The sequence below is a fragment of the Polyangium jinanense genome (assembly GCF_028435265.1).
GTDB lineage: Bacteria > Myxococcota_A > Polyangia > Polyangiales > Polyangiaceae > Polyangium > Polyangium jinanense.
In genome coordinates this window covers 1-11,141 of record NZ_JAGTJK010000057.1, presented here as the reverse complement: position 1 = coordinate 11,141, position 11,141 = coordinate 1, and the positions used below count along the sequence as shown (strand labels likewise).

Sequence of the window (11,141 nt, the reverse complement as noted above, 5' to 3'; positions counted from 1 at the left end):
CGCCCGGCTGTCAAGCGACGAACGTAAGCGTCGTGCTCCATCAGCCTGACGCCTCGTCGTCGCGGACCGCCTTTGCCGGCGTCGCCTCCTCGATCCGCTGCCGAACGAACGCCGTGTACGAAAGCCCCAGCGGCAACTCGAAATCGATGTGGATCCGGCGCCGCGTCGTGACCACGGGGCTTCCGTCACGCCCGTCGCGGCCGACGTGCTCCACGTCGCGGTAATAAAGCCCCACGCCGCGTTTTTGCCACGCCGGCAGATTGTTGAACTGGATCCCGTTCTGGAACAAGAGCTCGTTCCGATCCGCTATCGACTGCCCTTCGAGTTGCCGTGTCGCCGCGCGATCCGTGAGCCCCTGCGATCGGAGCAGCCAGTAGCAATGCCCGCCGAGCGCATTCCGATGCGCGTCCTCGTGCCGCCAGCGGAAGTAATCGACCACGTCCTGCTCGGTGGGGAGCTGCGAGATGCGCGCGTCGAAGACCGCGTGATCGTCGAGGAGCCGGGCGAACCTGGCGCTCGCCTCCCCGGCCAGGATCGACTCGTACTTGCGCAGCTTGCGGCCGAACACGTCCGTGTCGCGGCGAAACAGGAGGGAGATCTCGTCGCTTTGCGTGTAGCCGTAGACCACCGGGAATCCGCAGTCCATGAGGTGCTTGGTCGTCTCGACCATCATGTCGCGGACGCGGACGTCGAACGGCGCCTCGAACGGCTTGCGCTCGCGGACGAGCTTGGTGAAGCCGCGGCCGTCGAGGCGCGCGACCATGTAGATCCCCGGAAGGACCTGGTGATCGTGCGCGGTCTCGTAGATCCGCATCTTCGCTTCGAGATCGTCGAACTTCATGGCGCGGCCAAGGTAGCAGTCGCAGGGCCACGTCGCGAAAGATCCTGCATGCGACCGCGGCGAGGTCGTGTTACGTGACCCGTGTTCCATGTGGGATCCGAAGCAATACAGCCTGTTCCGCGAAGCGCGACGCAGACCGTTCTTCGATTTGCTCGCCCAGGTGAACGCATTGGCCCCCGCGCGGGTCGTCGATCTCGGTTGCGGCACGGGCGACCTGACGCTCGCCCTGGCCGAGCGCTGGCCCGAAGCCGAGATCCTCGGCGTGGACAGCTCCGCGGCCATGCTCGCCGACGCGCAGACGAAACACGCGTCCTCGCGCGTCCGGTTCCTCCAGGCTGACCTCGCGCGTGTCCCCTTGCCCGGGCCCGCCTCCGTGCTCTTCTCGAATGCGGCCATCCATTGGCTCGACGACCACGCCGCCCTGCTCGCGCACCTCGCGGGCCTGCTCTCCCCGGGCGGGACGCTGGCCTTTCAGATCCCCGCGAATTTCGAGGCGCCTTCGCATCGGTGCGTGGAAGAGGTCCGCGCCCTGCCCCGCTTCGCAAGCGCGCTCCGTGACGTGCGCCGAGGGCACGCCGAGCCCCTGGCTTTTTATCTGGATCACCTCGTCGGCCTCGGGTTCACGGTCGAGGCGTGGGATACGACGTACCTGCACGTGTTGCCCGGCGAGAACGCGGTCTTGCAATGGTTGCTCGGCACCACGCTGCGCCCCATCGTGACCGCGCTCGGGCCCGAGGAAGGTGCCGCCTTCCTCGATACGCTCCGTCCGCTCCTGCAATCGGACTACCCTGCCCGGCCTTACGGCACGCCGTTTCCGTTCACGCGAAGGTTCGTCGTGGCGACGCGCGTTTCGTCTGCTTGACGGGGCGGCGGGGCTCGCATCTACTCGGCAGGATGAGACACAAGAAAGCTCCGCGGCTCGCAGCCGCGTTCGTGGTCACGATCTCCGCGGGGTGCGGCGGAGCGGCGCAGGAGCCCGCCAAGCCGGACCCGAACGACGACATCTATGTGCCGAACCTCGGGAGCGTGAAGGAAGGTTTTTCGCGCAACGAAGACGGGACCTGCTCGATCACACACGCCGCGAATCCGCCTTGGGTCGAGCAGGTGGATTGCGAGACCCAGAAGCCGATCAAAAAACCTTAGGATACATCCACGCCGTGCAGCATACGCTCCCGCTTCGGGCCCGGATCACGGGTGGCCTCCTCTGCGCCGGGGCGCTGGCGCTCACGGTACACTGGGTCGCGACCGGAACCGGTCCCTACGCGGTGTTCCTCGCAGCCAAGCTCGGCGAAAATCCCGCGCAGCATCCGCTTGCGGCCGCCGGCCTCACGTTCATCGTGACCGAGGTTCCGGCGCTCGTCCTGATGTTCGTCCTCGCCGCGTACATGCTGCGCCGCGAAGGGCGTGAACCGCGCGAAATGGTCGACGCCGCGCGCGCCGAGATCCGCGCCGCCATGGATGACAACCACGCGGACCCCGAGAGCCTGCGTGCGGCGAGGAATTTCGGCATTGCGGCCGGCGGCGGCGTGGCCGGGGCCGTGATCCGCGCGGGCTGGCTCGAAGATTGGTTCGGCGATCCCGACGCGCTCGCCCCGGCCATCGTCGTGGCTGCGCTGTTCGGGCTCGTTGCGGGGCTCGTGCATGGCCGCACGGCGCTCGCGCGCCTCGGCTTTTGTATCGCGCTCGTGGCCGTCTCGCTCGGCTCGCTCCCGGCGGTCGCGTGGTACCTCGAACGCCGGCCCGCGCCGTTGACGATCGAGCTTTTGCTGCCGATCTTCGTGGGAGGTCTGCCGGGCGCGCTCCTGTTCTGGGGCGTCACGTTCCTCGTCCGGCGCGCGCGCTAGGACATCGGTCGGTTTGCAACCGCTCGATGTCCTAGCTCTTTTGTCCCGAGGGGGACGCCTCGCGTCCCCCTCTCGTCCGGGCAAAGCCCGGCCGATTCACCCCCCGAGGGAAGATCGCTTCGCGATCTTCCGAGCATCGAACCGGTCGATGCTCTAGGTCGAGCTCCGCACGTCCCCGTCGTTCGTGATCTCGAGAAGCCGCGCTTCGAGCTCGTGAACGAGATCGGCCTCGTCCTTTTCGTCGCTACTTCTTCTTGGCCTTGCCATGGCCACGATGCTTGTTGGGATCGTGTCCCTTGCCGGTGTCGTGGCAGCGGCCGTCGGACCAGCGGTGCCCCGGGGGGCAATCATCGTCGCTGGCGCGACTGGCATAGGGACGTGGGGTGCTCGGACGGGACGCGCTCGGACGCGAGGACGTCGATCGGTACGTGGTCGTGCGGGACCGGTTCCTGTCCCAACGATCGTCATCGCGCGCGTATGCACCGCCACGCACCGTAGCGACGCAGCCGGTGGTCATTGAAGTGACCAGAAGACAACCGAGGAGGAGAATGGCTCGCATCCCTCTTCAATAGCATCTTGCCGGGCCCGGGCAAAAGCATGCGGCACGTTCGTTTTGTGCTGCAACCAAACGTGATGTCGGGGACGGGTCTCGCCCATCAAGGCATCGAACCGATCGGCACGTCGAACGTGCCCATATCGACGTCGAGGAAATAGAGGTCGTTGAGGGATATGGCCCTGCCCTTGAACGAGCCCTGGATGTGATTGCACTCCAGGCTGTCCACCGTCACCTCGAAGGCGTCGTCAGCGCAATACGAATTTCCCATTCCGATGCCACTGCTGAAGCACGCTCCGTACACGGAATGCGGGAAGCTCACCGGGGTGATCGTCAAAGGCGGATCGATGTTCGCCCCGAGCTGGAGACTCAGCTCCACCTCCCAATCCGCATTCTCGGCGTGGAGCTGCAGCATTCCGTCGGCCTCCCAGTACGCGGAGAGCGTGCTGTCGTTCGGGTTGCTGTACGTCCCCGAGACCATGGCCGTCGTGTTATCGAACGAGGTCGTGCGCACGCCGTGAAACGAGAGCAACCCCAGGGAGGGGCCACACGAGGCACCACCTCCGTCGCCGCTGCCGGAGCTCGCGCTCGACGAACTCGAAGCGGCACCACCCCCGGCGCCGCCCTCGCCGCCCTCGAAGCCGCCACCGCTGGAAAAGACGTTTCTCCCCGTGTCACTGGAGCAGGCGGGGAGGGTCAGGAAACACAGAAGAGCCATGCGGAGAATGTTCATGGCGCGCCTCGACACCGAGGCGTGCCTTTTGTTCCAACGAACCCTGCGCCAACTTTGCGATCAAGCCGAGGACAAGCTCACGGCAATCTTCCACCCCGTTCCAGGATCATTGACGCGCGGCGCGACGACAGCATAACCTGCCCGCACCTTACCCATGAGCCAGCACGAACGAAACGACGAGATTGTGGAGTCGGTTGATCAGATGATCCGGATATGGAGCATCTTCGCCGGCAAGTTCCCCGACGCGAAGGTCGAGGCGTTGCCCGGGATCACGGTCACCCTCTCGGGCACGCCGATGACCTTCGTCAACCTGATTCATCTCTCCTCGCCCGTGCGTGACCGGGACGACCTCGCGAAGCGGTGCCGCATGGCCATCGAGTACGGCAAGGCGAGCGGGGCGCCCTGGCTCTTCTCGGCGTGTGACCCGTGGCTCGGGGATCCCAAGGATGCAGAGGAGGTACTTTCGGGGCTGGGTCTCACAAGGCAGCTCGGCACGAAAGGAATGGTGACCGACGTGCTCCTTCCTCCGCAGAGGCCCCTCCCTGCCGAGCTCGAGATCCGGCGTGTGCGCGACCAGGAGACGCGAAATGCGCTCTCCGATCTGAATATGATCTCGTACGGAATGCCGATCGAGCTTGGCCGCGAGGCCATCGCGCGAGACTTCTACTGGGATGATGACTTTTACGGGCACGTCGGCTTCGTGAACGGAGAGCCCGTCAGTTGCACGCTGACGTCGCCCGTCGATGGGCGTCTGTACGTCGCGTGGGTGGCGACGCACCCCGAGCACCGTCGAAAGGGGTATGGCGACGCCGTGATGCGCCGCTCGCTGGCGGAGGCACAAGCCGCGACGGGCCTGCATCGCACGGTGCTGCACGCGACGGACATGGGATATCCGGTCTACGAGGCGATGGGGTATCACTCGGTCGTGGGCTTCTCCTGGTTCGCGCTCGCGTGACGCACGCGGGGCGCGTGTCACGTTCCCTCGCGATACGCCTCCACGAACCACGTCCCCTCCACCCCGCGCACGAAAAAGAGCTCGTCGAATCCCTCCTCCCGCGAGGGTAGCTCCATCCTCGACCGCATTCCGAGCACGGCCACGTCCGGCACGCGCTCGTGGGGCGGGCGCTTCGCATTGCGATCGAGGCAGACGTCCTTCCGGCTCTCGAAAAAATACCCGTGCACGAAAAATCCCGCTTCGAGCGCGGATTGGATGTACCTCGCTCGTTCGGCGCGGGAGACGTTGGTCTTGTCGACGACGAAGCTCGTGCCGCCTTGCAGGCAAGCGTCGACGAGCAGCCGCTCGCGGGCCGCCGTGCGGAGCATGTCGCCGTTGATGCGGATGTGCGTGTCGACGAACCGCGCCCGGAAGAACGTCGACTTTCCGGCCCCGGGTAGCCCAATGAAGACGACACATACGGGCACGCGGTCGCCCCACCGCTTGCGTCGTTCGGCTCGTTCGCTCTCCGTTCTCATGAGGGATTCTTGTGTCATGAGGGCGCGATGACGACCTGCGTTCGGGCCGTCGCGGTATCGCCGGTCGGGTCCGTCAGGACGAGATCGATGTCGAGTGGAAGGCCCCGGACGGTCTCGACCGCGATGCCTCGGTCCACCTGGAACCGGATCCCGTACATCTCGCAATGGTCGCCTGCTTTGCGGAGCGTGACCTGCGAGGAGAACGGAGGCAGCTTGTATTCGAGATCGGGATAGAACCCGCTCACCTTGAGCTTCGAGCCCATCTGGCGGAGGCCCGTCACGCGGAGCGCGAGCCACACGTGGTGGCCTCCTTGCGGGCCCTGCTCGATCGGCACCACCTCGCTCTCCGTGAGCGTGGCGAACGCCATTTGCCCCTGCCCGACCACGATGGCCGGATCCCCCGACGACGCCGTCTTGCACGCATCGTCCGCCGAATGGATCCACGCCGGATCGTAGGCCGCGAGGGACGACGGGTCGAGGAAGGGATCGACGCACGCGCCTCGCACACAGGTCGAATTCGCCGCGCACGAGACCAAGGCGCACGCCTCGTCCAGGGAGACGGGCAAGAGCAGCGATTGCCCGCCGAGCACGCGCGTCCTTGCCTCGCGCGTCACGACGGGGGTGTCCTCGCCAATACGTTTTGCCGTGAGGGACAGCTCGATCGTGGCGCCGTCCTCCGCCGTCGGAACCCGAAGCTCCGCCGGGAGGAGCAAACTCCCCGCGCCATACGAAAGATGCTCGCTTTGCAGGGCGACGCCGTCGACCTTCAGGGTCCGATCGAGCTCATAAAAATCGAAACCAACGGCCATGTTGGTCGTGAGGCCGACCACCACCTCCGTGCTCGATTCCTCATCGGCACAACCAGCGAGGGAAAGGACGAGCAGCACGAAACACGAAAGGGGGGTCGGCCGCACGGTCATGGGATCACCGCGACGAACGCGAATCGCGCTTGCGGCGCCGCGAGAGGAAGCCGGCCGTGGCCGCGGCGAACAACGCGAACGGCCCGATGACGGTGGCCTTGTCGCCCGGGCTGTAGGAGCAGACGCCCGCGGCAATGTTGCCATTGATGCCGTCGGGGCCGATGCTCACGCTTGCCTCGGCCTTCACCTCGATGCCTTGCGCGGCGAGCGCCTGCAGGCAGGCCGGCACCTGCGAGCCGGAGATGATGTACTCGCCGTCGCAGAAGAGCGCTCCGTCGCCGCTGCAGGAGGCCTCGCAGTTCGCACGGAACTCCTGCTCGCACTGCTCGAACTCGACGTCCTGGCAGCTGTACTGGCAGTTCATGTTGGCGTCGGCCGTGCACGAGCCACCGCAGCACTCGATACAGTGCTGATAGCAGCCGCCGTCCACCGTCACGCATTTGGCGTCGCACTCGTTGTCGCAGTTCGCGTCCCACGTCGCGGCGCACTGCGCCGGGTCGGGTTTGGCCGCGCACTCGGTGTCGCGCCTCGTCGTGCATTCTTCGAAGCAGTTGTGGGAGCAGATGACGTTGACGCCGTTGTCGCAGTCGGACTTGCACTGCACGGTGCAGTCGTCCGTGCAGGTTGCGTCCGCCGAGAACGTGCATTGGTTGCCGCAGACCTGAACGAGCTTCGTGGCGCACGCCGTCTTGTAGATGCCGAGCTCGCTGCACCCGGCCGTGCACTGGGCCGTGACGCGCACCTCGCAGTTCGAAAGCCCCTCGAAACGGATGTTGCCGCACTGGTCGACGCCCGCGCTCGCGGGGAGCGCCGTCGTGAGGCCGATGGCAAGGCCCAAGAGCCCGAGGATACCGCTTTTACGCATGGAAGGTCTCCTTTGCCGAGGAAGGCAAGTACATGAGCTTAAGCAAGGCCCCTGCCATGGGGAAGCTTTCTTTGCGCGCCCGGCGATTCGAGGTGACACCCCATCTCTCGGACCACGCCGCTCGTCCGCTGTGTAAACGTCGGAGGGGGTGCTTCACGTGAACGCGCGGCGACAGCCGGCCTGGCGTGGGCAATGGGCTTACCAGCCAAGCCATGGCGTGGCGCGTCAATACACGTATTCGTCACAGTGCACGTCCTCGTCGAGGCCGTCGTAGGGGACGTCCACGTATTCGACCGTATCGGCGCGACGTCCTTCGAGCACGTAGACGCTCTCGATCGTCGTGAAGAGGGGAGGTCTGCCTGGCATCCGATTGCAGGTGCCCGGCACGCGGATGACGCGCCGCTCGACGACCCTGAGCTGCGGCCGGAGCACGAGGAGTTTTCCATCGGCGGTGGTGGCGAGTGGATAGACCTCGCGGTCGTTCCGCGAGCGGACGACGAGCACGTGGTTTGCGTCGTCCGTCGTGGCCTCGGCGGCCCCGGTGTGAAGACCATCAGCGAAGGCGCGGCAAGGCGCGGTGAGCTTACGGCCTCCGCCGCGCTCGAGCTCGATCGTCTCCAGCGGCGTGGGATTGACATTGCGATACCCGGAGAAGCATCGATCGAGGTCGGGCGCGATGAGGGGCTCGTCCTCGACGGAGAGGGCCGTGGCGCCATGCGCGCGCAGCGTCGCCGCGAGGGCGCGCCCGCGGCTCTCGAGATTCGTCTTCGAGATCTCGCCTGCGATCTCCGCGCGCCGTGCCTCGGACGTGTAGCCGGCGCAGGCCGGGAGGAGGACGGCGACAGGGAGCAGCATCGCAAGGACGTGGGCGCGCATGGCGGCGGGGAGGATGACCCAGCCGGGGGCGGGAACCAAGTTCCTCGGCGTCAGGCGCTTGTCGCAGCCGCGGAGTTGGCGTACGGGGCGCGGATGGCTTCTCCGAAAGATTCCGACCGTCCCGAGCGGGCCGCGGCGGCGACGCGGCGAGTCGCGGCCTGGTTGCAAAAACACGCATCCGAAGAGGCGCTTCGCCCACCGGTCCGTGATGCCTCCGTGCAGGCGCTCGCGAAGGCCCTCGGCAAGCCGCTCCCGCCCGAGCTCGTGGCGATGTGGAAGGTCCATGATGGCCTGCCGATTTTCGAGTATGCCGGCCTGGGCGCAGCCGCGTCGAGGAAGATGCGCGCCGGGCTCGAATCCCTGCGCAAGAAGGGGACGTTCGACGACCACGAGGTCTTCGAGCAAAGTCGCCCGCGCGTAAAACCGGTGAAGTGGCACGAGGCCTGGATTCCCATCGCCGAGGACGGCTGCGGCAATCTCTACTGCATCGACCTCGCGCCGGGCCGCGCAGGCCGCGTCGGGCAGGTCATCAAGTGGGAGGTCGCGGGCGGGCCCTTCACGACCGGCAGCGCCGACCTCGCCACGCTGCTCGAGCGGTACGCGGATGCGCTCGAAAGCGGCCGCTTCGAGTATCTCGCCGATTCGGGCATCTACGACGGTCCTTACCTCGATCTCCTCGGCGATTGATGACCCGCGCGACGCGTGCCGAAGATCCGAAGGCGCGTGCTCCCCTCCGCGCGGGCCCCGCGCTCGCTCCTGCCGTGTTTCGCGAGCTCCGTCGCACGATGGAGCTCGCCTGCTTCAAATGGGACGTGCAGGTCGGCGACACCACCGCCCTCGCGCCCTTCCCGCTCTTCCTCGACGAGGCCACCTGGGCGCATCTCGGAGGCCTCGCCGAGCGCCTGACGCGTGAGACGCTCGCGGCCGAGCGGGAGATCCTCGACCGTCCGGCCCTCCAGCGCCGCATTTGGTTGCCCCCCGCGCTCCAGCGCCTCTTCCGCCGCGCCGCGGCCGCACGCCCCACCCCGTCCGCGGCGCGGGTGATGCGCTTCGATTTTCATTTCACCACGGAAGGATGGCGCATCTCCGAGGTCAACAGCGACGTGCCGGGTGGCTTCACCGAGGCGACGCACTTCACGGCCCTCGTGGCCGGGTGTTTCCCCGGGACCCGCGCGGCCGGCGACCCGACGAAACGCCTCGTCGACGCGCTGCTCGGCCGAGCCCGTGACGAAGGCGCGATTGCGCTCCTCTCCGCGCCCGGGTTCATGGAGGATCATCAGGTCGTCACGCACCTCGCGAAGCAGCTCCGGGATCGTGGCGCCGCGGCGTTTTGCGCCTCGCCGGCGCACGTCCGCTTCCACGACGGGCGGGCGCACCTGATTTCGGCGGAGTATCACGGGCCGCTCGGGGCCCTCGTACGGTTTTACCAGGCGGAATGGCTTCCGCGCCTGCCGCGCGCCGTCGATTGGGAGCCGCTCTTCGTCGGCGGCCGGACCCCGGTCTCCAATCCGGGGACCGCGGCGCTCAGCGAAAGCAAGCGGCTCCCGCTCGTCTGGGACGAGCTCGGCGCGCGCCTCGATACGTGGCGGCGCCTGCTCCCCGAGACCCGTGATCCCAGGGACGCGCCCTGGCTCCGGGACGACGGATGGATCCTCAAATCGGCTTATTGCAACACCGGCGACACGGTATCGATGCGTCCGCACATGACGGCTCTCGAATGGGCAAACCTCGCCCTCCGTGTCTCCCTCGCGCCGTCCGGCTGGGTGGCGCAGCGAAAGTTCGTCACGGTCCCGCTCGAAACGCCGCTCGGACCGATGCTCCCGTGCATCGGCGTCTACACCGTCGACGGTCGCGCGGCGGGTGCGTATGGCCGGGTGACGGAAAAACCTTTCATCGACGCCGGGGCGACGGACGTCGCCGTGCTCATCGCGGAGGAGAGGCCATGAAACGAGAAGAGGTGCACCGGCTGTGGGCGCCCGACGACGCCACGTGGAGCGCGTGGGTCAAGCCCGTCCTCTTCGCGTATCTCGTCGAGGATCCGGAGCCGAAGGCCCTGCCCTCCCCGCCCTCGTGGATCGAGGCGCGTATCGTCGCGCCGATCCATGCGCATGCGCAGGCCGCGCCGGGCGGGGAGCATACCTATCGCAGCGCGCCGCGACGGCAGGACACCGCCGTGATCCTGGACCTGCCGGGAGCCGCGGGGGTGCGCGTCGGCGCGGCGCTCGGCCGGCACGGATTCCGCCCCGTGCCTTTGTACAATGCCATTCCCGCGCCCGAGGGCGTCATCGCTTACGCCGAGACGATGCAAAGTCTCGTGGACGCGGCGTCGAGCCTCTCGGGGCTCGCGCAAGACGCGCCGCCGGCGTTCCTGCTCGACCAGCGGCGGATGGGGAAAGGCGTACTGCTCGAACCGGGCAAATACGACAATCGCTCGTTCGTCTTCCCGAATGATTTCCCCTCGGTGAAGACGCTCGCCCGCGCGGGCATCCGGAGGGCCGCGCTCGTCCAGCGCGAGGCGGATCACCCAGCCGCCGATCTCGCGCCGATCCTTCGTTCGTGGCAGGAGCAGGGAATCGAGATCCTGCACGTGCGCACCGACGTGAACGGCCCAGCCGAGGTGCTCCGTGTCGCGCGCCCCGGGTTATTCGAATCGGTCGGTCAGTGGTTCGATCGGATGGGGCTCAGGCGCCGGCGCGACGGCACGTTCGGCGGCGTGATTCCCGAGCGGAGCAGCGGCGGCTAGAAGGCTCACGAGACGCTGCGCTGGGGCGTTGCCCCAGGCCCCACCAGGGGTTGTCCACCCCTGGACCCGGACCAGCGCAAGCGCTGGACCCGGGGTCGATGAACTGCGCGATGCGCAGTTCATCGAACAGGCCAGGTCAAGACCGCAAGCGACCCTGCCGACCAAGACAGCGACGTTGACGTTTCGACCGGCAACGCTGGCCGTGCGTGAGACCAAGCTCGACGGTCTTGCCACCGGCCCGTGGAAGAACTGCGCATCGCGCAGTTCTTCCAACGACAGTCCCGGGCTTGCCC

Annotated in this window: 13 protein-coding genes; 7 read left to right on the top strand and 6 right to left on the bottom strand. The window is 67.1% G+C overall.

What is annotated here, in order from left to right; translation table 11 throughout:
- Positions 1–40: 40 nt before the first annotated feature.
- Positions 41–841 (bottom strand): tRNA(His) guanylyltransferase Thg1 family protein, encoded by an 801-nt coding sequence (locus KEG38_RS46670; RefSeq protein WP_272427332.1) that lies wholly within the window; start codon positions 839–841, stop codon positions 41–43.
- Positions 842–929: 88 nt separating this feature from the next.
- Between KEG38_RS46670 and KEG38_RS46665 the strand changes: the two genes are divergently transcribed.
- Genes KEG38_RS46665 through KEG38_RS46655 form a run of 3 tightly spaced genes read left to right on the top strand, consistent with a single transcriptional unit; the run spans position 930 to position 2,685 of the window.
- Positions 930–1,703, top strand: coding sequence for a methyltransferase domain-containing protein (locus tag KEG38_RS46665; RefSeq protein ID WP_272427330.1), 774 nt, complete (start codon positions 930–932; stop codon positions 1,701–1,703).
- Positions 1,704–1,735: 32 nt separating this feature from the next.
- Positions 1,736–1,984: a hypothetical protein gene (locus tag KEG38_RS46660; protein WP_272427329.1), complete on the top strand. Its 249-nt coding sequence runs from the start codon at positions 1,736–1,738 to the stop codon at positions 1,982–1,984.
- Positions 1,985–1,998: 14 nt separating this feature from the next.
- The gene (locus tag KEG38_RS46655) at positions 1,999–2,685 is read left to right on the top strand and encodes a hypothetical protein (RefSeq protein ID WP_272427328.1); all 687 of its coding nucleotides are present in this window, start codon (positions 1,999–2,001) and stop codon (positions 2,683–2,685) included.
- Between the two features lie 656 nt (positions 2,686–3,341).
- Here the strand turns inward: KEG38_RS46655 and KEG38_RS46650 are convergent.
- Positions 3,342–3,971 carry a hypothetical protein gene (locus KEG38_RS46650; protein ID WP_272427326.1) on the bottom strand — a complete coding sequence of 210 codons (630 nt, stop codon included), beginning with the start codon at positions 3,969–3,971 and terminating at the stop codon, positions 3,342–3,344.
- 154 nt (positions 3,972–4,125) lie between these two features.
- Here KEG38_RS46650 and KEG38_RS46645 point away from each other — a divergent pair, with 154 nt between their 5' ends.
- Positions 4,126–4,926, top strand: a complete 801-nt coding sequence (locus KEG38_RS46645) for a GNAT family N-acetyltransferase (RefSeq protein ID WP_272427324.1) — start codon at positions 4,126–4,128, stop codon at positions 4,924–4,926.
- A gap of 17 nt (positions 4,927–4,943) precedes the next feature.
- Here KEG38_RS46645 and KEG38_RS46640 read toward each other — a convergent pair whose 3' ends face one another.
- From KEG38_RS46640 to KEG38_RS46625, 4 genes are all read right to left on the bottom strand, one after another.
- The gene (locus KEG38_RS46640) at positions 4,944–5,444 is read right to left on the bottom strand and encodes an AAA family ATPase (protein WP_272427323.1); all 501 of its coding nucleotides are present in this window, start codon (positions 5,442–5,444) and stop codon (positions 4,944–4,946) included.
- A 14-nt stretch (positions 5,445–5,458) separates the two neighbouring features.
- The gene (locus KEG38_RS46635; protein ID WP_272427321.1) at positions 5,459–6,364 is read right to left on the bottom strand and encodes a hypothetical protein; all 906 of its coding nucleotides are present in this window, start codon (positions 6,362–6,364) and stop codon (positions 5,459–5,461) included.
- 4 nt (positions 6,365–6,368) lie between these two features.
- Positions 6,369–7,229, bottom strand: a complete 861-nt coding sequence (locus KEG38_RS46630) for a hypothetical protein (RefSeq protein WP_272427320.1) — start codon at positions 7,227–7,229, stop codon at positions 6,369–6,371.
- A 225-nt stretch (positions 7,230–7,454) separates the two neighbouring features.
- Complete coding sequence (locus KEG38_RS46625; RefSeq protein WP_272427319.1) at positions 7,455–8,105, bottom strand: hypothetical protein; 651 nt, start codon at positions 8,103–8,105, stop codon at positions 7,455–7,457.
- A gap of 93 nt (positions 8,106–8,198) precedes the next feature.
- Here KEG38_RS46625 and KEG38_RS46620 point away from each other — a divergent pair, with 93 nt between their 5' ends.
- Genes KEG38_RS46620 through KEG38_RS46610 form a run of 3 tightly spaced genes read left to right on the top strand, consistent with a single transcriptional unit; the run spans position 8,199 to position 10,848 of the window.
- Complete coding sequence (locus KEG38_RS46620) at positions 8,199–8,792, top strand: SMI1/KNR4 family protein (protein WP_272427318.1); 594 nt, start codon at positions 8,199–8,201, stop codon at positions 8,790–8,792.
- Positions 8,792–10,051 (top strand): glutathionylspermidine synthase family protein, encoded by a 1,260-nt coding sequence (locus KEG38_RS46615; RefSeq protein WP_272427317.1) that lies wholly within the window; start codon positions 8,792–8,794, stop codon positions 10,049–10,051. The genes KEG38_RS46620 and KEG38_RS46615 overlap by 1 nt, the downstream gene beginning before the upstream one ends.
- Positions 10,048–10,848, top strand: a complete 801-nt coding sequence (locus tag KEG38_RS46610; protein ID WP_272427316.1) for a hypothetical protein — start codon at positions 10,048–10,050, stop codon at positions 10,846–10,848. Before KEG38_RS46615 ends, KEG38_RS46610 begins: the two co-directional genes overlap by 4 nt.
- The last annotated feature ends 293 nt before the right edge of the window (positions 10,849–11,141 follow it).

Excerpts from the sequence above, each read along its gene's own strand:
- KEG38_RS46640 (WP_272427323.1), bottom strand. The coding sequence starts at position 5,444 with ATGAGAACGGAGAGCGAACGAGCCGAACGACGCAAGCGGTGGGGCGAC.
- KEG38_RS46665 (WP_272427330.1), top strand. The coding sequence starts at position 930 with ATGTGGGATCCGAAGCAATACAGCCTGTTCCGCGAAGCGCGACGCAGA.
- KEG38_RS46625 (WP_272427319.1), bottom strand. The coding sequence starts at position 8,105 with ATGCGCGCCCACGTCCTTGCGATGCTGCTCCCTGTCGCCGTCCTCCTC.
- KEG38_RS46635 (WP_272427321.1), bottom strand. The coding sequence starts at position 6,364 with ATGACCGTGCGGCCGACCCCCCTTTCGTGTTTCGTGCTGCTCGTCCTT.
- KEG38_RS46650 (WP_272427326.1), bottom strand. The coding sequence starts at position 3,971 with ATGAACATTCTCCGCATGGCTCTTCTGTGTTTCCTGACCCTCCCCGCC.
- KEG38_RS46645 (WP_272427324.1), top strand. The coding sequence starts at position 4,126 with ATGAGCCAGCACGAACGAAACGACGAGATTGTGGAGTCGGTTGATCAG.
- KEG38_RS46620 (WP_272427318.1), top strand. The coding sequence starts at position 8,199 with ATGGCTTCTCCGAAAGATTCCGACCGTCCCGAGCGGGCCGCGGCGGCG.
- KEG38_RS46615 (WP_272427317.1), top strand. The coding sequence starts at position 8,792 with ATGACCCGCGCGACGCGTGCCGAAGATCCGAAGGCGCGTGCTCCCCTC.
- KEG38_RS46610 (WP_272427316.1), top strand. The coding sequence starts at position 10,048 with ATGAAACGAGAAGAGGTGCACCGGCTGTGGGCGCCCGACGACGCCACG.
- KEG38_RS46670 (WP_272427332.1), bottom strand. The coding sequence starts at position 841 with ATGAAGTTCGACGATCTCGAAGCGAAGATGCGGATCTACGAGACCGCG.
- KEG38_RS46660 (WP_272427329.1), top strand. The coding sequence starts at position 1,736 with ATGAGACACAAGAAAGCTCCGCGGCTCGCAGCCGCGTTCGTGGTCACG.
- KEG38_RS46630 (WP_272427320.1), bottom strand. The coding sequence starts at position 7,229 with ATGCGTAAAAGCGGTATCCTCGGGCTCTTGGGCCTTGCCATCGGCCTC.